At 43.6% G+C, this 23,115-nt stretch carries 19 protein-coding genes; 1 reads left to right on the top strand and 18 read right to left on the bottom strand.

What is annotated here, in order from left to right:
• Positions 1–43 precede the first annotated feature (43 nt).
• The 13 genes from ACESZG_RS06445 to gpr all read right to left on the bottom strand — a co-directional run bounded on the left by ACESZG_RS06445 (position 44) and on the right by gpr (position 17,584).
• Positions 44–1,366, bottom strand: a complete 1,323-nt coding sequence (locus ACESZG_RS06445; RefSeq protein ID WP_008706136.1) for a YbbR-like domain-containing protein — start codon at positions 1,364–1,366, stop codon at positions 44–46.
• Positions 1,341–2,231 carry a diadenylate cyclase CdaA gene (cdaA, locus tag ACESZG_RS06440; RefSeq protein WP_022380116.1) on the bottom strand — a complete coding sequence of 297 codons (891 nt, stop codon included), beginning with the start codon at positions 2,229–2,231 and terminating at the stop codon, positions 1,341–1,343. Before cdaA ends, ACESZG_RS06445 begins: the two co-directional genes overlap by 26 nt.
• A gap of 170 nt (positions 2,232–2,401) precedes the next feature.
• Positions 2,402–3,499, bottom strand: a complete 1,098-nt coding sequence (locus ACESZG_RS06435; protein ID WP_008706140.1) for a hypothetical protein — start codon at positions 3,497–3,499, stop codon at positions 2,402–2,404.
• Positions 3,496–3,930: a hypothetical protein gene (locus ACESZG_RS06430; RefSeq protein WP_008706141.1), complete on the bottom strand. Its 435-nt coding sequence runs from the start codon at positions 3,928–3,930 to the stop codon at positions 3,496–3,498. The genes ACESZG_RS06435 and ACESZG_RS06430 overlap by 4 nt, the downstream gene beginning before the upstream one ends.
• Before the next feature lie 143 nt (positions 3,931–4,073).
• Positions 4,074–4,778 (bottom strand): ComF family protein, encoded by a 705-nt coding sequence (locus ACESZG_RS06425; RefSeq protein WP_008706142.1) that lies wholly within the window; start codon positions 4,776–4,778, stop codon positions 4,074–4,076.
• Positions 4,779–4,900: 122 nt separating this feature from the next.
• A complete protein-coding gene (locus ACESZG_RS06420; protein ID WP_008706143.1) occupies positions 4,901–7,165 on the bottom strand; it encodes an ATP-dependent RecD-like DNA helicase in 2,265 nt (754 codons plus the stop codon).
• 78 nt (positions 7,166–7,243) lie between these two features.
• A complete protein-coding gene (locus ACESZG_RS06415; protein WP_008706145.1) occupies positions 7,244–8,233 on the bottom strand; it encodes a rod shape-determining protein in 990 nt (329 codons plus the stop codon).
• Positions 8,234–8,486: 253 nt separating this feature from the next.
• Positions 8,487–11,327: an excinuclease ABC subunit UvrA gene (uvrA, locus tag ACESZG_RS06410; RefSeq protein WP_022380114.1), complete on the bottom strand. Its 2,841-nt coding sequence runs from the start codon at positions 11,325–11,327 to the stop codon at positions 8,487–8,489.
• A gap of 160 nt (positions 11,328–11,487) precedes the next feature.
• Positions 11,488–12,630, bottom strand: coding sequence for a radical SAM family heme chaperone HemW (gene hemW, locus ACESZG_RS06405; RefSeq protein ID WP_373217788.1), 1,143 nt, complete (start codon positions 12,628–12,630; stop codon positions 11,488–11,490).
• A 29-nt stretch (positions 12,631–12,659) separates the two neighbouring features.
• Complete coding sequence (locus ACESZG_RS06400; protein ID WP_025578510.1) at positions 12,660–13,016, bottom strand: hypothetical protein; 357 nt, start codon at positions 13,014–13,016, stop codon at positions 12,660–12,662.
• A gap of 101 nt (positions 13,017–13,117) precedes the next feature.
• Positions 13,118–14,926: a translation elongation factor 4 gene (gene lepA / locus ACESZG_RS06395; protein WP_022380111.1), complete on the bottom strand. Its 1,809-nt coding sequence runs from the start codon at positions 14,924–14,926 to the stop codon at positions 13,118–13,120.
• A gap of 360 nt (positions 14,927–15,286) precedes the next feature.
• A complete protein-coding gene (locus ACESZG_RS06390) occupies positions 15,287–16,591 on the bottom strand; it encodes a stage II sporulation protein P (RefSeq protein WP_243101536.1) in 1,305 nt (434 codons plus the stop codon).
• Positions 16,592–16,669: 78 nt separating this feature from the next.
• Positions 16,670–17,584, bottom strand: a complete 915-nt coding sequence (gpr, locus tag ACESZG_RS06385) for a GPR endopeptidase (protein WP_022380109.1) — start codon at positions 17,582–17,584, stop codon at positions 16,670–16,672.
• 217 nt (positions 17,585–17,801) lie between these two features.
• On the opposite strand from gpr, the gene rpsT reads away from it, so the two are divergent.
• Positions 17,802–18,065 carry a 30S ribosomal protein S20 gene (gene rpsT / locus ACESZG_RS06380; RefSeq protein WP_020993497.1) on the top strand — a complete coding sequence of 88 codons (264 nt, stop codon included), beginning with the start codon at positions 17,802–17,804 and terminating at the stop codon, positions 18,063–18,065.
• 122 nt (positions 18,066–18,187) lie between these two features.
• On the opposite strand, the gene holA is transcribed toward rpsT, so the two are convergent.
• The 5 genes from holA to ACESZG_RS06355 form a co-directional block, all read right to left on the bottom strand.
• Positions 18,188–19,174 (bottom strand): DNA polymerase III subunit delta, encoded by a 987-nt coding sequence (gene holA, locus ACESZG_RS06375; RefSeq protein WP_008706160.1) that lies wholly within the window; start codon positions 19,172–19,174, stop codon positions 18,188–18,190.
• 173 nt (positions 19,175–19,347) lie between these two features.
• Complete coding sequence (nadA, locus tag ACESZG_RS06370; protein WP_055053021.1) at positions 19,348–20,265, bottom strand: quinolinate synthase NadA; 918 nt, start codon at positions 20,263–20,265, stop codon at positions 19,348–19,350.
• 19 nt (positions 20,266–20,284) lie between these two features.
• Positions 20,285–20,854: a transcription repressor NadR gene (locus tag ACESZG_RS06365; RefSeq protein WP_227194289.1), complete on the bottom strand. Its 570-nt coding sequence runs from the start codon at positions 20,852–20,854 to the stop codon at positions 20,285–20,287.
• Positions 20,855–20,907: 53 nt separating this feature from the next.
• A complete protein-coding gene (nadC, locus tag ACESZG_RS06360; RefSeq protein ID WP_055053023.1) occupies positions 20,908–21,759 on the bottom strand; it encodes a carboxylating nicotinate-nucleotide diphosphorylase in 852 nt (283 codons plus the stop codon).
• Positions 21,752–23,041 (bottom strand): L-aspartate oxidase, encoded by a 1,290-nt coding sequence (locus ACESZG_RS06355; protein WP_025578522.1) that lies wholly within the window; start codon positions 23,039–23,041, stop codon positions 21,752–21,754. The genes nadC and ACESZG_RS06355 overlap by 8 nt, the downstream gene beginning before the upstream one ends.
• Positions 23,042–23,115 lie beyond the last annotated feature (74 nt).

Here is a 23,115-nt window from a genome sequence, read left to right as displayed (position 1 = left end):
CCTCTTATATTGTTACTACCCCTTCTGTAAGTGGAGAATTCTTTTATTCCTTGTTTTCCTTACTGTCATCAACAGCAGTCCCTGATGAAATCACTACTTCCGTAGTCACATCTTCCACTGTCTCATAACCATCCGGCAAGACTATCTCAACCGGGACTTCATAACTTCCTTCTTTTTTGCCATCCAGATCTATAGATGCCTTAATGTCTTTGTCATTATTCAGATCATCCAGATCTTTGTTATCTGATTTGATTCGCACTTCTATCTGCGCAGTCTCAAATGTTACCTGCAGATCTTTCGGTTTATTCTTAACCTCTATATTCTTAGTCGGAAATTCAAACTCTCTGCTTCCGGCCGGAAGAATACTTACAGTCACCCATACATCTTCACTGGAGTCACTGGTAAGTTTCACATTGTCCGGCAGAAGATTCGTAAGACTGATTTTTTTCTCCACATCTTCGGATTCACCGGAAATATCAATACTGTCTTCCGGTATAGTGATCACATTATTATTATCCGCAAGACTTTCAAGACCTTCTGCACTGCCTGCTACACTGATCGTATCCGGCACTGTTCTCACAGCCCCAACCTGATATCCTTCAGCCGGTGTCCCTACATAATCTGCAGATATCTGCACTCCCTGACGGATTTTCCATAATTTTGCAGTCACTGTTACTTTTGCATTATTCTCAATCCGCAATGAATTCATTTCAGAATCGGTAAGTACCTCCTGATTCTTATCAATGATCGTAAGGTTTACATCCTGTGTAAAATCCTCTGTATTCCCATCCAGTTCAATGGAAGCATTTACCTTATCTATTTTATTGATCAGCGTCTTCGGGCCTGTAATCCTTACTTTCTCCGGACTGGCAGTCAGACTTCCTACTTCATAATCTTTGCCCGGTTTCGTATCACCTCTGCTGACATTTACCACAAACTCCTGTGTCTCTTTTTCATCAAGATTTACACTGAGATTCTGAGGAGTAACTTTGATATCACTGGGAGATACCCCCGGTACAGAACAGGTAACGGTAATAGGAACCATAACCGGATTTGTATCCAGGCTTACCGCCTGCTGAAGATCAGCTACCGCAGAGATGTCTGTGACTTTGATCTTGTCTCTGATCTTCTTGGTTGCAGTGATCGCAACTTTTATGGAATCCTGGTTCTGTTCCGGCATACACATCTTACCGATGGTATCTGAAGATTCCACATATTCCTTGTTGATCAGTTCCACATCATTGAGCGTATAGTAATTGGTTCCTGTCGGATTATCTATGTTTACAACGATCAGCCATAGCACAACAGCTATTGCGACAGACATGATTTTCAGAGGTATATTATCTGTTATTTTTCGCTTCTTCATGCTTCACTCTTCCTTTCAGTAAATGGCGAAGTTTGCTGTTGTCTACAACCTGCTTATTCTGCGCTCTGACCAGGATTTCTCTGAGTTTTGCACTGTTTACACTTCTGGTCAGCTTTCCTCCCTGCGCTACAGATACCTGACCGGTTTCCTCTGATACAATGATCGTAACAGAATCTGTCTGCTCACTGATCCCCACACCTGCCCTGTGCCGCGTTCCAAGCTGTTTGCTCAGTTCCATATTATCAGACAGTGGAAGATAGCATGTTGCAGCCACAATCCTGTTCTCTCTTACAATAACAGCTCCGTCATGAAGTGGTGTGTTATGTTCAAATATATTGATCAGAAGCTGACTGGTAAGGATTGCATCCAGATTAATACCTGTTCTTATATAATCGGTCAGCAGCTCATTCTGCTCAATTACGATCAGTGCTCCGGTCTTAACTTCTCCCATATCAAAACATGCTTTGACCAGCTCACTGATGGTTTTATCCGTAAATCTTTCCTTCACCTCTTTACCTGCATCAAAAGGTATCAGTGAAGCCATGATTCGCTTTTGTCCAAGCTGTTCCAGAACTTTTCTGAGCTCCGGCTGAAAAATAACGATCACACCTACGATCAGTGTACTTGCCAGATTTGAAAAAATCCACAGAATCGTATTCATCCTGAAAATATACGCGATCAGAATGAAGAGGAGAACGACCAGTATTCCTTTCAGAAGTGTATATGCATGAGTATATTTGATCCATACCATGAACTGATATACAAAAAAAGCGATCAGTGCAATCTGTATGATATCTATAATCCCAATCTTAGGAAATGCCAGTCTTGATAATGTTTCTATCAAATTTCCTGAAAAATCCTGCATATGGCTCTCCTTTCCTTATCATTTTTATATATCTTATCGTTGAAAATGTTTTCAGTGGATTTTGTGTTACTGTTCACTCCGTTCACAGTAACGTAGCCAAAATTCATTCCAGATTGCCTGCGGCAATGGAATTTTGGCTCGTATGTCTCATCGTTACCGGAAACTGCTTTTTACAGATTTTTTAATGATTCTTCCAGTTTCTTCTCAAAATCCACGCTGTCAATATCTTTCTTTCTCTCTACAGGTGCTGCAGCCTCATCTGTCGTCACTGCTTTCTCATCACCATGAAAAATAGGATTCGCATAAGAAACAACGTTATCCTGTGCCGGTCTTTCATCCTTTGCAGAACTTCCGTTAATCTTCTTTATACTTCTTTCAGATGTTGTGACACAGGCTTTCGGCACTGCTTTTACATAATAATAATATTCATCATCCTCATATTCCAGTCTCTCGGTACGGGTATAGTCACCACCAAATACAAAGAATTCAAGAAGTAATCCTATCACCACAGAGATCACTGTATAAATGATCAGCGTAACAACATCAATATCCAGTCTAAAATAAAATCCACCTGCAATAATCATCAGAACATACACAACTCCACCTGCAATAATGGCAATTCTCCATGCATAGTCAAAAGAGCGGGTACGTATCAGATTCACCAGCAGAATCACTGCGATAAAGGCAATCACTGTGATCCACATTCCCCAGTTCTGCACGATTCCATCTGTCAGAAGTTTTAATTTGTCAGCTATGGCAACATCCGGGTTTTCCAGAAGTTTATGCTGTACACGTATAAAACGGATAAAATAGTAAATAATCACTCCGCAGCCTGCAGGAAGTGCAGAAAACGCATTGCACAAAAGTCCGCTTCCGATAGGAAGAAGCGTCGGAACACTGAACCCAAAGGAAAGCGGTGTAAATACAAGTACTAAATTATTGTCTGAACTGAATCTCAGGAAGAGAATTGCCATAAACAGGATCAGCACAAGCATAAAACCTGCAACTTCTATCCCCAGTGCATAACCATGTGCGACCATCAGGGCAAATCCTACAAAAATCATTACACCTGAAGGAAGAATGGAACAGATCAGTGCAAGGATCAGAACAATAAATATATTATCGATCTGCTTCATATATCCCATATTGGTATTGATCCATATGAAATAAACCATTGCCAGAACGAAACGTAAGACAGGCAGGATATAAATCTCATACTGGCTGTATAAATTCTTTATTCGCTGTTTTAATTCGAGTAATGCTGTCATTTTTTATATCCTCCTGTAACTCCTCTGGCTGAAGATTTTTTATCTTCGCGACCGTAGATTTTACTTAATTGTGTAAGTTCTTCATAATAATTTTTCACACTTTTCTTTGCTTTGTGGTATTTCACCGTATATTGGATATATGTCAGGACAGAAAACAGTACCAGCACTGCCACATACCCCAGAATAACTTCCACGCCCAGTGAAACAAGGTTCATCTTATGAACATTATCTATCAGATATTCAGCAAAATATGCTGCGATACCGGCCAGAATCAGGCAATACCCAATCGTAACAAGGAAAAAATTCTTAATCATGGCAAGTCCGATATAATCACTACGGTAGTACCTGCTGACCGGAAGATATTTCTTTCCTTCCCCCTGTTCATACATGGCAAGTTTATTCATGATTTTTATCTTCTCTTCATTTAACATAAATTACTCCTTACTGTATGCTTTTCCTTTTGCTATAATCCGCTATTACTGTTCACTCTGTTCTCAGCAACAACCTGATATCATTCATATAATCATACAGATTAATTGTAACATATATCATTATGTATGAAAAGTGTTTTTTCTTATCTCCTGCCTATGCAAACCGTAAGAAAATAAACATTTCCGGCACCTTTTCTCTTCAGGCATCCGGCCATTGCATCGATCGTACTTCCTGTTGTATACACATCATCTATCACCAGGATATTCTTTCCCCTGACATCTCCGGTCACGCAGAACGCTTTTTCCAGGTTTTTTCTTCTCTGCAAAGCATTCAGTTTTTTCTGCGACTTTGTCTTTAAAACTTTCTGCACAATATTGACATCTGTGGAAATCCCGGTATAATGACCGAGTTTCTCCGCCAGATATGCAGCCTGATTAAAACCTCTCTGCCGCTCCTTCGACCTGTGTACCGGAACCGGCACGATCAGATCCGGCTTCCATTCCCGCAATTCTTTCTGTGCATATCGATACATTGCTCTGGCGTAAAAATCACCGTATTCTCTGCATCCATAGTACTTATATCTGGTAACAGATCTTCTCATTATGCCATCATAAACAAAAATACCTCTTCCCTGTTCATACATATGCCTGTGTTTCTGACAGTCTCTGCAGTATTCCCCTGTTTCTATGGGTTTTCCACATTTATAACATCTGGGATGACCAATCGGACGAAGTTCTTTCTCGCATTCCGGACAGATCATCCTTCGCTGATCTGCCAGTATTTTCTGACAGACCGGACAGCATCTCGGGTAAAAAATATCAGCAACCATGTTCAGAAACCGTTTCATTTCCATTTCCTTCCACTATTTTACTCTTTGTTTTGCTATCCTCTGTATTTCTGTTTTTTTCATATTATCGGAATAAATTTTTTCTCTGTTATTATTCAGTCATCAGATCACAGTCTGCAATATCATTCTTCACCATCTGTATTATTATCCCCTGTAGTCTCACTCAGTTCTCTGATCCGTTCATCCAGTGCACTGTATCTCTTCTGCTGTTTTTCATTGCGTATCATCTCTGCAAAGGTCTCCTCTTTTCCCACAACCGTCACACATTTTCTTGCTCTGGTAACTGCGGTATAAAGAAGGTTCCTGTTTAAAAGCATCTGTGGTCCGGAAAGCAATGGAAGTATGACTGCCGGATACTCAGATCCCTGAGACTTGTGGATTGTAATAGCATATGCAAGTTCCAGTTCCTCCAGCTGTTTGAACGAGTACATTGCAAAACGTCCATCCTCAAATTCCACTTCTGCTGTCTCAGCAAATTCATTGATTTCCCTGAGGATTCCGGTGTCTCCGTTAAATACTCCCACGCCTTTCTCAATGACAACCCCATATCGTCCCCGGATTTCCCATTCCATCTGATAATTATTTCTGATCTGCATGACCTTGTCCCCTGTGCGGAACAGCCGGTCTCCAACCGCCCTCTCGGATTTCCCGTCTTCCGGCGGATTCAGGTATCTCTGCAGGATCTGGTTCAGCCGCTCTACTCCCAGAAGTCCCTTTCTCATAGGTGTCAGTACCTGTATCTCAAAGGGTTTGGCATCTACATAGCGCGGCAGTTTCTCCTGGATCAGCGCGATCACTACTCTTATAATGATATCTGCATCATATCTCTTCAGAAAAAAGAAATCTCTGCTCTTATTATTGATCTGAACCTGTTCTCCCTTATTTATCTTATGAGCATTTACAACAATATCACTCTCTGATGCCTGTCTGAATATCTTAGTCAGTTCCACTACATGGAAACATCTGCTTCGGATAATATCTCTCAGCACATTGCCCGGGCCTACACTCGGAAGCTGATTCTCATCCCCCACAAGGATCAGTCTGGTTCCTGCTACCACTGCAAGAAGAAGAGAATGCATCAGATGGATATCCACCATAGACATTTCATCAATAATGATCACATCTGCCTCCAGCGGATTCTGCGCATTCCTCTCGAATTTAGCTGAATGCCCGTCCCTCTCTTCTTCCGGCATTCCATTCAGTTCCAGCAGACGGTGAATTGTCTGCGCCTCATATCCGGTAGTCTCTGTCATTCTCTTTGCAGCACGTCCGGTAGGTGCAGCCAGCCGAATCTCTGCACCTTCTCCCTCAAAAAAGCGGATGATCGCATTGATCGTTGTCGTTTTACCTGTACCGGGGCCTCCTGTAAGAATAAAGAGTCCATGATCCGCTGCTTCAGTGATTGCTTTCTTCTGCATTTCATCCAGAACAGTTCCTGTCTCTTTCTCGATCAGCTCAATTCTGTGCCTGACAAGCTCTTTATCCTCAGGACACACAATATTCAGTTCATTAAGCATCCTGGCAGTGTTCAGTTCCAGATAATAATACTGTGCCGGATAAACGATAGTTTCTCCGCTTTTTTCTTTCAGCACCAGCTTCCTGTCAATAACCATATCCATAAGATGTTTCTCCATATAGGATTCATCTACTCCCAGAAGTCTGGCACATCTTGTAAATAACTGTTCCCTCGGAAGATAAGTATGTCCTTCTCCCGAAGCCTGCAGAAGAGTATACAGCATTCCGCTGCGGATTCTGTAATCTGAGTCTGCGTGAATACCGACTCTGGCAGCAATCTCATCAGCAATCTTAAATCCCACACCGGAAATATCTTCCGCAAGTCTGTAAGGATTCTCCTGAAGGATCGTATAGACAGATTCCTTATATTTCTGATAAATCTTTGCGCCCAGGTTCAGGGAAATCCCATATTTCTGCAGAAAGATCATTACTTTTCGCATCTCTGCCTTCTCACTTACCTGCGCAGCGATCTCCCGGGCTTTTTTCTCACTGATCCCCTTTACCTCTGCAAGCCGCTCCGGCTCTTCTTCTACGATACGGAGTGTGTCATCTCCAAACTTCCGCACGATCCTGGCAGCCAGTGCAGCACCGATTCCCCTGATGGCGCCCGAACCCAGATAACGTTCTATTCCATATGTATCCTCCGGCATCTTCTCTGTAAAAGAACTGATCTGAAACTGTTTGCCATATACCGGATGATGGATATATACTCCGGTTGCTTCAATAGATGCCCCCTGTGTGATCGCAGGGAAACTTCCCACGCAGGTCAGCTCTTCCTCTTTTTTTGTACCTTTCAGTACCATAACTGTATATCCGTTATCTTCATTTCTGAAAATAACATGATCTATGTATCCTGTGACAGTTTCACTCATGTGCTTTTCTCCACACCTCCTGCTTCTTTGAGCCTCTGACAACGCAAAAAGGCACTGCACTGTGCAGTACCTCCTGCTTTATCCGTCAAAACGTGCCATTACCTCTGCATACTTACCGGTTCCCACTGCGACCACGCTCATTGCATCCTGCACAGTCAGTGTACTTACCCCGGTTCTCTGCTCGATCAGTGTATCCATCCCATGAAGAAGGGCACCGCCGCCTGTAAGTACGATTCCTCTGTCTACAATATCCGCAGCCAGTTCCGGCGGTGTCTTTTCCAGAATTCCATGAACAGTCTCCACAATCTGGCTTGTAGCATCCTTTAACGCCACACGTATTTCTTCTGAGGTAAGTGTCACTGTCTTCGGCAGACCGGTGATCACATTTCTCCCCTTTACTTCCATTGTTCTCGGATTTGATTCCTCTATAGCCGTACCAATCTGAATTTTGATCTTCTCTGCCATATCTTCTCCGATAAAAAGTCCATGATTCTTTCTCACATAGTTCAGTATAGCCTGATTAAAAGTGTCCCCTGCAACTTTCACAGAAGCGGAAACCACAACCCCCGCAAGAGAGATAACCGCAACATCCGAAGTTCCGGCTCCAATGTCTACGACCAGATTTCCAAAGGGCTTGGTCACATCCACCCCGGCTCCGATTGCCGCAGCTATAGGTTCCTCCACCATATAGACATCTCTGGCACCAGCCTGATAGGTTGCTTCCTCCACTGCCTTTTTCTCAATCTCTGTAATTCCACTGGGAACACAGATACTGATCCTGGGCTTGCGGAAAGCTCTTCTTCCTATTGCTCTGGATATAAAGTATTTCAACATCTTCTCTGTAACTGTATAATCAACGATCACGCCCTGTCTGATGGGACGGATGATCTCCATATCTGAAGTAATGCGCCCTTCCATCAGACGGGCTTCTTCACCGATTGCACGTATCTTCTCTGTATTTTTATCATAAACTACGATCGAAGGCTCATTTAGCACAAGCCCCTTTCCTGTAGAATAAGCCAGACTGTTCCTGGTTCCCAGGTCAATTCCAATATCACTTGTCGGCATGGAAATCCCCTTTCTGTTCTTACGTTCTCCTCATCCCCTTCAACTGATCATTACTTTTTACAGTCTCTACCGGGGACTTATCCGGTTTAGTTATAACAACTCCATAAAATAATGCGATCAAAACAGTCCAACAGGGCTTCACATCCTGATAAGCCGGATCAAAATATATTATTTACGAGAATTGCTATAAATAATCTCTTCTATTATATACAACTTCCATTTAAAAAGAAAGTCCTGCAATATGATTTCAAGATTATTTCAGATATTTCTTTACATATTTTCCGGTATAGGAAACCGGTGACTGTGCCACCTCCTCAGGAGTTCCCTGAGCAACTACGGTACCTCCTTTGTCTCCGCCCTCCGGTCCGATATCAATGATATAATCTGCGGTCTTAATCACATCCAGATTATGCTCGATCACAACTACTGTATTACCGCCCTCCGATAATCGTTTCAGAATCTCCACCAGCTTATGCACATCCGCAAAATGCAGACCTGTGGTAGGCTCATCCAGAATGTAGATAGTCTTACCTGTGCTGCGCTTGCTCAGCTCTGTGGCAAGCTTGATCCTCTGTGCCTCTCCTCCGGAAAGCTCTGTGGAAGGCTGTCCCAACCGGATATAGGAAAGTCCTACATCATAAAGAGTCTGTATCTTTCTTTTAATAGAAGGAACATTCTCAAAAAAAGTCAGTGCTTCCTCCACCGTCATATTCAGCACATCGTAAATATTCTTATCCTTATACTTTACTTCTAGGGTTTCTCTGTTATATCTCTTACCTTTGCAGACCTCGCATGGTACATATACGTCCGGAAGGAAATGCATCTCAATTTTGATAATACCGTCACCGCTGCATGCCTCACATCTTCCGCCCTTTACATTAAAACTGAATCGTCCTTTCTTATATCCTTTTGCCTTGGCATCTGCTGTTGCTGCAAAAAGATCTCTGATCTGGTCAAATACCCCGGTATAAGTCGCAGGATTGGAACGTGGAGTACGGCCAATAGGTGACTGGTCAATATTGATAACCTTATCCAGTTGGTCTGTTCCCAGAATGTCCTTATGTTTTCCCGGAATCACTCTTGCCCGGTTCAGATCTCTTGCCAGGCGTTTATAAAGAATCTCATTGATCAGAGAGCTCTTACCTGAGCCCGAAACTCCTGTGATACAGGTCATGATCCCAAGAGGTATCTTCACATCGATATTCTTGAGATTATTCTCTGCCGCCCCCTTGACAGTAAGAAAACCGGTTGGCTTCCGTCTCTCCAAAGGTACCGGAATTTTTAATTTTCCGCTCAGATAAGCTCCTGTGATGGAATCCTCGTTCTTCATCAAATCCTCTGCAGTTCCCATGGCAACTAGTTGTCCGCCATGCTCCCCTGCACCGGGACCTATATCTACAATACAGTCTGCGGCACGCATGGTATCTTCATCATGCTCCACAACGATCAGGCTGTTTCCAAGATCACGCAGTTTCATCAGAGAACCAAGAAGTCTGTCATTATCCCTCTGGTGAAGTCCGATACTCGGTTCATCCAGAATATAGGCAACTCCTACCAGCCCGGAACCAATCTGGGTAGCCAGACGGATTCTCTGCGCCTCGCCGCCGGAAAGAGTTCCTGTCGCACGTCCCAATGAAAGATAATCCAGTCCTACATCTGACAGGAAACTTACCCTTGCCCTGATTTCCTTCAGAATCTGTCTGCCGATAAGCTGCTGCTGCTCGGAGAGCTGCATATCCGCCAGAAAGGCTTTCAGCTTCTCTATAGAAAGATTGGTGACCTCATAAATATTCTTATCCGCCACAGTCACAGCCAGTGATTCCTTCTTCAGCCTCTGACCTTTACAGGTTTTGCACGGAGTAATGCGCATGAAAGATTCATACTCCTGCTTCATGGCATCAGAGCCTGTCTCTCTGTAACGCTGCTCCACATTTCGGATCAGCCCCGGAAACGCCACATCGTAAACGCCCTCTCCGCGCTGCCCTTTATAGTAAACCTTTACAGAATGTCCATTAGTTCCGTTGATCAGAATGTCCTGTATCTTCTCCGGATACTCCTCAAAAGGTGTTGCCAGGCTGAAATCATATTCTCTGGCAAGAGCATCCAGGATTGCCCTGGAAAAGCTTCCCTCATTTGTGCAGGACTGCCATCCTGTGACCACAATGGCACCATCCAGGATACTCAGAGATCTATCCGGGATCATCAGATCAATATCAAATTCCATTTTATACCCAAGTCCCAGACAATCCGGGCAGGCACCAAAAGGATTATTGAAAGAAAAGCTTCTCGGTTCGATCTCATCTACACTGATACCACAGTCAGGACAGGAGAAACTCTGGCTGAAATTGTGAATATTTCCATCCATAGTATCTACCATCAGAAGGCCCTCTGCCAGATCCAGCACTGTCTCAATGGAATCTGAGAGTCTTTTCTCAATCCCGGGCTTCACGATCAGACGGTCTACCACAATCTCTATATTATGCTTGATATTCTTGTCCAGACTGATCTCCTCGGAAAGCTCATACAGGTTTCCGTCAATCTGCACACGTACATATCCGCTTCTCTTTGCCTGCTCCAGAAGCTTTGCATGAGTTCCCTTGCGCCCCCGCACAACAGGCGCCAGAAGCTGGATCTTCGTTCTCTCCGGAAAAGACATGATACTGTCTACCATCTGGTCAACTGTCTGCTTCTTAATCTCTCTTCCGCACTTCGGACAATGAGGGATTCCCACTCTGGCATACAGAAGTCGGAAATAATCATAGATTTCTGTCACTGTTCCTACTGTGGAACGGGGATTGCGGTTGGTAGATTTCTGATCAATGGAAATGGCCGGCGGCAGACCTTCGATGCTCTCCACATCCGGCTTCTCCATCTGTCCCAGGAACTGTCTTGCATAGGAAGAGAGAGATTCCATATAACGGCGCTGTCCCTCTGCATAGATGGTATCAAAAGCCAGTGAAGATTTACCGGAGCCACTCAGTCCTGTAAATACCACAAACTTGTCTCTGGGAATATCCACACTTAAATTCTTAAGATTATTAACATTGGCACCTCTGATCCTGATAAAGTGCTTCTTCGTTGTATCTGCTGCCATTGTGGGCCTCCTGTTTCTCATTTATAAATAATAACTGTTTCTTACCTTGACAGTTACACCTTTTTCGTATGTTATGATATTCATGGATTGTGCGCAGTTTCGCTGCCCCGCAATCCTCATGGCATCAGTATAATACAGGAACATTTGTTCGTCAAGGCGTTTACGGCAAAAAATCCGCCATAACGGAATTGCTTACATGGATTCCTTCTCTGCTCAGAAAAATCCTTCCGTTTTCTTCCAAAAGCAGTCCCATTGACTTATATTTTCTCAGAACATCCCCGTATATTGCATCTATTTCACTGCCAAACTGCCGCTCAAACTCAGCTTTTGCGATTCCTCTGGTCATACGAAGTCCCAGAAACATGAACTCCGCCATCTCATCCTCTCTGGTGAGGGGCGGCTCTTTTTCTCTTATTTTTTCCGGAGTTCTGCTGTTTTCCAGATATTTTTTCATATCCTGTGTATTGGCAAAACGTTCCTTTCCATAAAGAGAGGAAGCTCCCAGGCCAAACCCCAGATAATCCTGTCGGATCCAATAGCCCACGTTATGCCTGCATTCTCTGCCTTTCTTTGCGTAATTGGAAATCTCATACTGCTCAAAGCCATATTCTCTCAGAATCTGTGCTGTTGCCTCATACATATTGTACTCCGCATCTTCATCCGGCAAATTCAGCGTCCGCGATGCAAAAGGTGTGCCCTCCTCAATGATCAGGCTGTATGCGGAAATATGTTCCGGATCCAGTCCTGCAACAGTGCGAAGATTGTGGATCCATCCTTCATAAGTCTGATCCGGGATCGCACTCATCAGATCAATATTGATATTGTCGAACCCTGCCTCTCTTGCACTTCTGTAAGTCTCCAGAAACTGCTCATAATTGTGGATTCTTCCAAGGATCTTCAGTTCTCTGTCATCCGGCGACTGTAAACCTATGCTCAGGCGGTTGATTCCATATGTTCTGTATGCCTGCAGTTTGTTTCTGTCTGCAGTCCCCGGGTTTACTTCTATGGTGATCTCAGCATGATCCGCAATCTGAAATTTTCGTCTTATATGATTTAAAATTTCTCCTATGAATCTCTCATCCAAAACAGAAGGAGTGCCCCCTCCAATAAATACAGAGGATACACTCCTTCCTTTTCCTTCTTCTGCTGCATTGATTTCTTCAAGCAGAGCATCTACATAATCAGCCTGCTCCTTTGGACCTGACGGACCGGAAAGGAAATCACAGTAATCACATTTTTTTACGCAAAATGGAATGTGGATATAGATTTCCATGGGAGAATCTGTGATATTCCTTCTCTCCATTGTAATCTGCTCCTGTTATGACCTGTTTTCTATTCCTCAGTATCTGATGTACTGCTGTCTTGCTCATTGTTATCTGCTGAGTCGACACTGTTATCTGTACTGTCGGCATCACTTTGGCTGTCTGAACTTTCCGCAGATGAGATACCTGCTGCATCCTGCTCTGCCAGATACGTATTTACCATTGTTAGATTACCATTGGTGGTAACTGCTGCGGAAGCTACCTGATCCGGTGCCGGAGTGGGACTTGTCTCTTCCGGCGCAACACTGATCTGGATCACTTTGGAGGACGCTTCATCTACCTCCCTGGTTTTCCCACATCCGGAGACAGAAATTCCAAGCAATAACATACATAGTATAACTGTTTTTCGCTTAATCATTTTCTTCAATATTTTAACCTTCTGTTGAGATGAGCACTATTCACAGATAACTGTTCAGTACCTTCACAGTTATGTGGACAGCAGGCTGCCGAATAGTTACCATTCATACTTTATTTATCATCCAGTTTCAATACACTCATAAATGCTTTCTGCGGAATCTCCACATTGCCTACCTGACGCATACGTTTCTTACCTTCCTTCTGTTTCTCCAGAAGTTTCTTCTTACGGGAAATATCACCGCCGTAACATTTGGCAAGTACATCCTTACGCATGGCTCTGACTGTCTCTCTGGCAATAATCTTGCTTCCGACAGCTGCCTGGATCGGAATCTCAAAAAGCTGGCGGGGAATCTCGTCTTTTAATTTCTCGCACATCTTACGGCCTCTCTCATATGCTGTATCTGCATGTACGATAAAGGAAAGAGCATCCACTTCTTCTTTGTTTACCAGAATATCCAGTTTCACAAGCTCGCTGCGCTCATATCCGCAGAGTTCGTAATCCAGAGAAGCATAGCCTCTGGAGCGGGATTTGAGGGCATCAAAGAAATCATAGATAATCTCATTTAACGGCAGCTTATATTTCAGAAGCGCACGTGTTTCTTCCATATAATCCATTCCCAGATACTGCCCTCTTCGTTCCTGGCAAAGATCCATAATTGCACCGATAAATTCAGTTGTTACCATGATCTCGGCATTTACCATTGGTTCTTCCATGTATTCAATCTCTGATGGATCCGGCAGATTGCTTGGGTTTGTCAGATTGATAACTTCGCCGTTAGTTTTGTATACTTTATAAATAACACCGGGAGCTGTGGTCACAAGATCAAGGTTGTATTCTCTTTCCAGACGCTCCTGAATAATCTCAAGATGGAGCAATCCCAGAAAACCACATCGGAAACCAAAGCCAAGGGCTACGGATGTCTCCGGTTCATAGAACAGAGAGGCATCATTGAGCTGAAGCTTCTCAAGAGCATCTCTCAGATCACCGTATTTGGCACCGTCTGCCGGGTATAATCCGCAGTATACCATAGGGTTTACTTTCTTATAGCCCGGAAGTGCTTCTGCACATGGTCTTTCCTTATCTGTAACTGTATCACCTACACGAGTGTCACCAAGGTTTTTAATACTCGCAGTGATGTATCCTACCATGCCTGCTGTCAGTTCCTCACATGGAATAAACTGACCTGCACCAAAATATCCGACTTCCACAACTTCTGTGGTGAAGCCAGTTGCCATCATATGGATCTGGGTGCCTCTTTTCACACGGCCATCCATGACACGGCAGAATACGATAACGCCTTTGTATGCATCATAAATGGAGTCAAAGATCAGGGCTTTTAATGGTGCATCTACATCGCCATGAGGTGCCGGGATCTTTGTTACGATCTGTTCCAGGACTTCTTCTACATTAAGTCCTGTTTTGGCAGAAATCCTTGGTGCGTCATGGGCTTCAAGGCCGATGACATCTTCGATTTCATTTACCACACGATCCGGTTCTGCACTTGGCAGGTCGATTTTGTTGATGACCGGAAGGACATCCAGGTCATGGTCAAGGGCAAGATATACATTTGCCAGTGTCTGGGCTTCGATTCCCTGAGCTGCATCTACTACCAGGATTGCACCGTCGCAGGCTGCAAGGCTTCGGGATACTTCGTAATTGAAGTCTACATGGCCGGGGGTGTCGATCAGGTTGAAGATGTATTCTTCGCCGTCTTTGGCTTTGTATACGATTCGCACTGCCTGAGATTTAATGGTGATTCCACGTTCTCTTTCGAGTTCCATGTTATCCAGTACCTGTGACTGCATTTCACGTTCTGTCAGAGTGCCGGTCATTTCGATGATTCGGTCGGCAAGAGTGGATTTGCCGTGGTCTATGTGTGCAATAATACAGAAATTTCTGATTTTGCTCTGGTCTATCATTAAGGAATTCCCTCCTGAGTTCTTTCTTATATACTGTAATTGATGGGTTTGCTAATTTTGTATTATAACATATGGGGGAAGGGTTTGTCATCTATTTATCTACATTGGACGCACAGAAACAGTTACTGTTGTTACTGTTCACACACCTCGCGGGATAGTAGATATGAACAGTAACCAGAAACATCCTAGTACATCGTTTCGTAAATAACTATACCAATCGCGTAGGATGCGGATTCGAGTGTGCTGGTATAAAAACGCAGGCGTAGCGGGCTACGCTGAGGCTTTTAGACCTGTGCAATCGGATTCGCAGACAAGTGAGTGGTATAGTTATTTCGAAAACGATGTACTAGTAATTGGAATTCAGCCCTGCAGTACCTTGTCTAAGATGTCGGCAAATGGTTCCATGGCATTTTTTACTTCCTGAACAGTGTTGGTCTGGGCTCCGGCTTCCAGAAGAAGGGAGCGGGGACGGAGGTGGAGATTGTAACGGTAACCTGCAAGGTAAATTCCCCGGTAAAATTGAGGATAGTATTGGGCTGCCTGATATTCCAGCTGGAAGGAAAATGCCAGGTTTTGCTGTATGTAGGGATTTGGCAGATAGTCCAGGGAACCTTTGGATGTCGTATAACTCAGTCCATTGTAAAAAAGGATCTGGGCTGTGGGTTTTCCATTGATTTCTGTTACAAGATGGCGGTCTTCGGGGATGCCGTCCCGGTGTAGGTCTATGATCACCTGGATATCCGGGTTTTCCTGAAGATAAGGTTCCAGATAATCGCGGGCATAATCGTAAGCGGCGCTGCGGTCCAGTTCACCTCCTGCCATGTCGAACTGCTCTTTGAGATGGACTACCTGATAACTGTAGTTTTCTGTGAGAAGCTGTGTCAGATAATCTCCTACTCCTACAATCGTGTCGGATTCTTCTCCTTCTCTGGAATCTGCGAAGGTTTCCTGAGAATGGCTGTGATAGATCAGGATCTGAGGAGTATCGGTTTCTTTGGTGATTTTTAAGTCCTGTTTCAGAAAATCTTCGGCATTGATCTGTACGGCATCTGCTTCTGTGTTGGAATCTACGATATAGAATTGTCCCAGAAGATAATTATAATCTGCCAGTTTTTCGGGGGACAGGTCAATCATTGGATGAGGAACTGCAGCAGCAATGGTTTCTGTGCTGTTCTGAATATTTTGGTCATTCTGCGCTGCTGACTCTTGCGGCTTCTGTGATTTGTCCGTTTCATGATTTTCCGGTGACGCAGTTATCTTTTTCGGTTTAGGTGTCTTGTCTGATTTTTTTGAAGTTTGTTCTGATTCTGATATTTTCGCTGACTCTGATATTTTCGCTGATTTTACTATTTTCGAAGGAATTGCTGTTTCTTTCGGTACCGGTGTAGATTCTGGTGTCTGTAATTCTTCAGATTCGTTTTTTTCTGCCAGCAATTGTTCGGACTGTGCACGCTCTCCCAGATATTTTCCGTTTTCTCCTGCTATTTTTTTATAGGTTTCAAGATCTTCACAGGAACTCGTATGAGCTCTTTTTTCCAGAAAGCGGTACAGAGGCAGATGCCTGTACACATTTTCTCCTGTAAAAAATGTCCCCGGCAATACTGCCAGAGTGGCAAAAAAGCACATGCTAAGCAGAATGCAGAACGCTTTCTGAACGTTTGTCACATGGATCACCTCTTGACTTATCCTATGTCCATGTTTTCCCATTTATACCCTGTTCACACTGACGGAACAATTTTCCGGTCAGCCGCCTATTTCCTCAAACGCCATGTTCAGTCCTTCTGAGATTGTGAAGCTCAGGTATTTTACTGTCTCATCCACATCTTTGGGAGTTACAAACATGGTGTGAAGATGAGGAGATATCATTTCTTCCAGAAATTCTTTCTGTTCTGCCTCTTCCAGAGCTTCCAGAAGGTGTGCCATGGAATCATGGACGATAGTTGCCGCATCTACTACGGTGGGTACTCCGATCCCGATCACTTTTACCTGCAGATTTTCTTCTGTAAGCCCCACTCTGTGATTGCCTACACCGGAACCCGGGTTGATTCCTGTATCTGTGATCTGAATTGTACGGTTCAGGCGTCTGGTGCTTCTTGCTGCCAGCGCATCAATGGCAATCACTATGTCCGGCTTTGTCTCTGCCACGATTCCCTGTATGATTTCAGATGTCTCCATCCCTGTCTGCGCCATTACTCCCGGGATAATTCCGCTGATACGGTGCATTTTTTCTTTTCCAAGACTCTGCAGGCCATACTCTCTTATCATATGTCTCGTTATATGAAGATTTTCTACCACATGAGGCCCCAGGGAATCGGCTGTGATCGCTGAATTTCCCAGACCTACTACCAGAATGGACAGCTCACGCTCCAGATTGATCACATTCTGTAAATGACGGGCGATTTCCAGGGAAATTTCTCTGTGATAATCCTCATCATGTACAGAAAGCCCCGGAGCTTCTATCGTAATATAGCTTCCCTGGGGCCGTCCCATTGTTCGGGCACCGTTTTCTGTGGTGATCTTTACCACAGTGGTACGGATATCTTTCTCTTCGTTATAATCTTCGTGGATCTCCACTCCCCGGACTTCTACGTTTTCCTCTGTAAACCGTTCGGTTGCCTCCAGCGCCAGGTCTGTTCTTATTCCGTAATTATCCAACATCTCTTTTCCCTCCGTACTTCATTCAATATTTGTTACTGTTTGCTCCGTTCTTATAACAATCTTTTATATCTATTTTTAGCTTTTTTTATGGAAATATGTATTGACAAGGAAGATTATTTGAGATAATATATATAAGCATGTTCATAGGAGCGCCCGTGTCTGTTTCTATGACAGGAGTATAATAATATTTTATCGAATTAAATTGGAGGTGTACGAATTGGCTAACATTAAATCTGCTAAGAAAAGAATTTTAGTAAACAGAACTAAAGCAGCAAGAAACAAAGCAATCAAATCTGCAGTTAAAACTTCTATGAAGAAAGTTGAAGCAGCAGTAGCAAATAAAGATAAGGCAGCTGCAGAAGTAGCATTAAAGGATGCTGTTTCCACAATCAGCAAAGCTACATCCAAAGGTGTTTATCATAAAAACAACTGTGCAAGAAAAGTTGCCCGTTTAGCTAAAGCTGTTAACAGCATTGACTAATTATAGATTGAATTTTTAATTATAAGCTTATGATTAAAAAGGACAGCCATCACCGTCATGTGGCTGTCTTTTTTGTTATTATCTTTTGTAACTGCCAGAATATCCGGCAGTTACCGTTTTTCTTATTTTACTTTACTGCTGTACTTAATGATCAGTAATTCTACGCTCAGCTTATCTTCCAGTCGTCCTGTTTTTACTGATTCTTCTGCATCCACAAAATCTTTTACTGCCTGTTCCAGTTCTGATATAGTATAGGCTCTGGCACATGTTGTAATGTTTCTCACAACAAATCCGGGAACTCCCAGTTTCGAAGCTATTTCTGTCTGCGCAAGTCCTGCTGCCGCAAACTGTTTTGCCAACAGCAGCTGGCGATACTGCTTCGCAAGAAGAAACAGGATCCTCATCGGTGGCTCTTTCAATGTCAGCAGATCATAATAAAGTTCCAGTGCACGCTTCTGATTTTTCTCTGTTACTGCACGCACCATATCAAAAATTCTGTTGGTTGTCTGGGTGGTGCAGATTTCTTCAATATCCTCTGCAGTCACCACATCCCTGCCTTCTGTATAACTGATAAGCTTCTCCATCTCCATCCTGAGATTCCCCATATCAGTTCCTGTTTTGGTCAGCAGAAGTTCCATATCTCTCTGGGTGATCTTTTTCCCGGCTTTCCCCAGGATCCCTGCTGCCCAGCGCATCAGAGTTTTTTCATCCTGTCTGATAAATTCCGCAATACTTCCGCAGGCTTTTACTGCTTTGTACATGCGGTTTCTCTTGTCTACTTCCGTTTCTGCAAAAACCAGATACAGATAGTCCGGCAGCTCTTTCATATAATCTGCCAGTTCCTCACACTTATTTTTGAAAAAACCTGTATCTTCCAGCAAAACAACTCTGCGCTCTGCGAAAAATGGCATGGTTTCACAGAGGTCGATCAACTGTTTTACATCAATCCCCTTGCCTTCATAGTGATTGAAGTTCATAGTATCACCATCCGGATTCAGTGCCTTTACCAGATTCTGTTTATACTGTTGTTTCAGATATGCTTCCTCTCCATAGAGAAGATACACCTGTTTAAAATTTCCTGATTTAATGTCTGCCTGTATGTTTTTCAATTTTCTACTCCTGAGGCTGTTTTGTCTGTAACTGTTCAGCAATCTGTTGTTCTATTCACAGATACCAAGATATCAGACTGCAGAGCAGTTACTTTGTTACTGTTCTCAGTAACGTTACTTTTATTGTATCAATTCCATGACATAATAGCCAGCAGAAAATTTCAGATTATTATTCAGCCGCCCAGCTCCACCATTCTGTGAATGCATCTTCCGGCGCCTTCCATGATATTTTCCGGAAGGAAGATTTCTTCCCCGCCCTGTCCTTTCAGGCAGTTGTAGATGTCCATTAAGGTGGTAACCTTCATATTCATGCATGTAAGCTGTACTGCAACCGGGTAAAATTTCTTATCAGGACATTCAAACTGAAGATGCTCTACAATGCTGTTTTCTGTTCCGATGATAAATTCTTTATGTTCAGATTTCTTTGCAAATTCCATGATTCCTGTAGTGGATCCTACATAATCAGCTTGCTCTGCTACTTCCTGACGGCATTCCGGGTGTACCAGGAAAAGTGCATCCGGATGTGCTGCGCGGGCTTTTTCTACATCTTTTGCGCTGACCACGATATGTCTCGGACATCCGCCCTTATAAAATGCAAAAGTTTTCTCCGGGAGCTTCTCTGCCACGTAGTGTCCCAGGTTCGGATCCGGAATAAATAAAATCTTATCCTGCTCCAGCTTTTTGCAGATTTCAACTGCTGATGAGGACGTAACACATACGTCACATTCTGTTTTCAGTTCTGAAGTTGTATTAATATAGGCGACAACTGCATAATCCGGATACTGTGCTTTTAATTCACGCAGACCTTCCAGATCCAACTGCTCTGCCATGGGACATCCGGCTACAGGATTAGCAAGCCATACTCTCTTCTTCGGGCTTAAAATCTTGCAGGTTTCTGCCATAAAACGAACGCCGCACATGATCACACCGCTGCAGTCTCTTTTGGACGCCTGTACACTCAGGCCATAGGAATCTCCTGTATAGTCTGCTACTTCCAGAATCTCCTGACCCTGATATGCGTGTGCAAGAATACAGATATCCTGTTCTTTTTTCATTCGCAGGATTTCCTGCTGAATTTCTGCTATTGTCATCTTCTGAATCCTTTCTTACTTATATGTTATGATGTTTTTCCTTTTCCCAGGGCTGAAGTGGCGCAAGGAAACCTGCTTTCTTCAGCTGTTCTCCGATCAGATCCAGCCTTTCCTGGCTGGATGCTTCTATCAGATGATAGTGATACCCGGAAGTAGCACTGCTTAATACACTGGAATGGCTGTTGTTGATCGCCTGGACAAATTCATTCACATCCTGTCTGGAACGAATATCCATTTCTGCAGTGACACGGCCATAAACCCTGTGGCTGATGCTGATATTTTTCACCCGCCCGCCACAGTCCACGATCAGATTCAGTTCCTCCGCTGCATGCTCCTGCCCATGGCGTACTTTAAATTCCCTGGTGCATGCAATATCTTTATCATGCTGCAACACATATCCTCTGGTCGTTGACAGGATTCCCGGTGTAGATGCACGTATCACAGCCATATCCTGCACGATCACCTGTCTGCTTACTCCGAACTGTGATGCCATCGCCCTGGCAGCCACAGGTTTTTCTTCCTGCTGAAGGAGCTTTAAAATTTCAGTTCTTCTCTGAGCAGTATTCATACTTTCCCATCCTTTCTCCACGATATAATCCTATAGCAAATTATCCGCTGCAAAACAGCTTCGCTGCCATGTTATTATATTGCATGAAGATTCTTCATGGAAATGTCAAGGATTGGAGCAGAATGTGTCAGTGCACCGCTGGAAACAAAATCCACACCTGTTTCCAGGATTTTGGCGATATTTTCCTTTGTGATATTTCCGGAGCATTCTGTCTGTGCCCGGCCTGCGATAAGCTCTACTGCTTCTTTCATCATTTCCGGTGTCATATTGTCAAGCATAATAATATCTGCTCCTGCTTCTACTGCTTCTTTTACCTGTTCCATAGTCTCTACTTCAATCTCGATCTTACGGACAAATGGTGCATATTCTTTTGCCATGGCTACTGCTTTCGCTACGCTTCCGGCTGCTCCGATATGATTATCCTTAAGCAGTACGCCGTCAGAAAGATTATATCTGTGGTTGCATCCGCCGCCTATGCGTACAGCATATTTTTCAAAAACACGGCAGTTCGGAGTTGTCTTTCTGGTGTCCAGAAGTGTTACCTTACTTCCTTCCAGAAGCTTTGAAACCTGTTTTGTATAAGTAGCGATACCACTCATTCTCTGGAGATAATTCAGGGCAACTCTCTCTCCGGAAAGAAGCACCCGGATATCTCCTGTTACTGTTCCAAGAAGATCGCCCTTCTTTACTGCATCACCGTCTTTAAAGTTGAAACTGATCTCTGTTTTCTCATCCAGGATCTGGAATACTCTCGCATATACATCCAGTCCGGCAATGATTCCGTCTTCCTTTGCGATCAAATCTACGGTTCCTTTTACTGCGCTTCGCATCACTGCATTCGTGGAAACATCCTCACTGGTAATGTCCTCCTGAAGCGCCATACGGATCAGCTTGTCTGCCTGCATTTTCATTGTAATACTATTCATGACTCTTTTTCATCCTTTCAATTTCTTTTAATACGGTTTCGTGGCAGGCATTAAGCAGTTCTTCTCTGCTTTCATACATATTCATATCAATTGCATCTGCCCGCACATATTCCGGTGTCTGTCCAAATATCATATCATCTGCAGCCTTTCTTGCAAAGACCAGAGATTCCAAAAGAGAATTACTTGCCAGACGGTTTCTTCCATGAACACCATTACAACTTGTCTCTCCACACGCATAAAGTCCCTTCATGGAAGTTTTGCTTCCCAGATTTACCTTGATCCCACCCATAAAATAATGCTGTGCCGGAACAACCGGGATTGGCTCTTTTCTCGGATCAAAACCTTCTTCCACGCATTGTTCATAAATATGAGGAAAATGTTCCAGAATTGTTTTCTCTCCCAGAGGGCGCATATCTTCCCATACAAACTCTGTTCCATCCTTTTCCATCTGGGCAAAAATCTTCTGGCTCAGCAGATCTCTCGGCTGTAATTCGTTTGTAAAACGCTGTCCGTTCTTATCATACAGAAGAGCACCTTCTCCTCTGACTGATTCTGAAACCAGGAAACGCCGTCCGGGTTTCTTTGAATAGAGAGTTGTCGGATGAATCTGGATATAGTCCAGATTTTCCATTTCCACATGGTGCTTCATTGCAATTCCCACACCATCTCCCGCAATATGCGAAAAGTTGGTAGAGTTTTTAAAAAGCCCGCCGATTCCGCCGCAGGCAAGAACCACATACTGAGAATAAACAGGAAATGCCTGGTCATTCCGGTCCATTGCAATGATTCCGCAGACTGTATTGTCTTTGGAGATCAGGTCTACCATAGTCATATATTCACAAATTTCAATATTTTCTTTTATTTTTGCAGCAGTTAAGAGAGTCTGTGTGATTTCTTTTCCTGTAATATCCTCATGAAAAAGAATTCTTGGCTGGGAATGTGCTCCCTCTCTGGTAAATGCCAGATTTCCCAGACCATCCCTTGCAAAATCCACATGATAACGCAGAAGATCTCTGATAATATCATTGGAGCTGCGGATCATCAGATCTACTGCCCGTTTATTATTCTCATAATGTCCTGCCCGCATGGTATCTTCAAAATAATTTTCATAGTCATCTTCGCCGCGCAGCATACAGATTCCGCCCTGTGCCAGGAATGAATCTGACTGGTCTGCCTCCTGCTTGGTGATAAGCAGGATTTTCATTTTCTCCGGAAGGTTCAGCGCACAGTACAGTCCGGCTGCCCCTGTTCCCACAATAATGACATCATAATGTTCTTTCATCTTTCTTTCCTCACATCATGCCTGATTTTCGTTTGTCTGTGCAATTATACTCCCCGGATATATAGGTGTCAAGA

Source organism: Blautia sp. Marseille-P2398 (genome assembly GCF_964240315.1).
GTDB classification, from domain to species: domain Bacteria; phylum Bacillota; class Clostridia; order Lachnospirales; family Lachnospiraceae; genus Blautia_A; species Blautia_A wexlerae.
The sequence above is the reverse complement of the archived record's forward strand: the minus strand, read 5'-3'. Positions and strand labels throughout refer to the sequence as shown.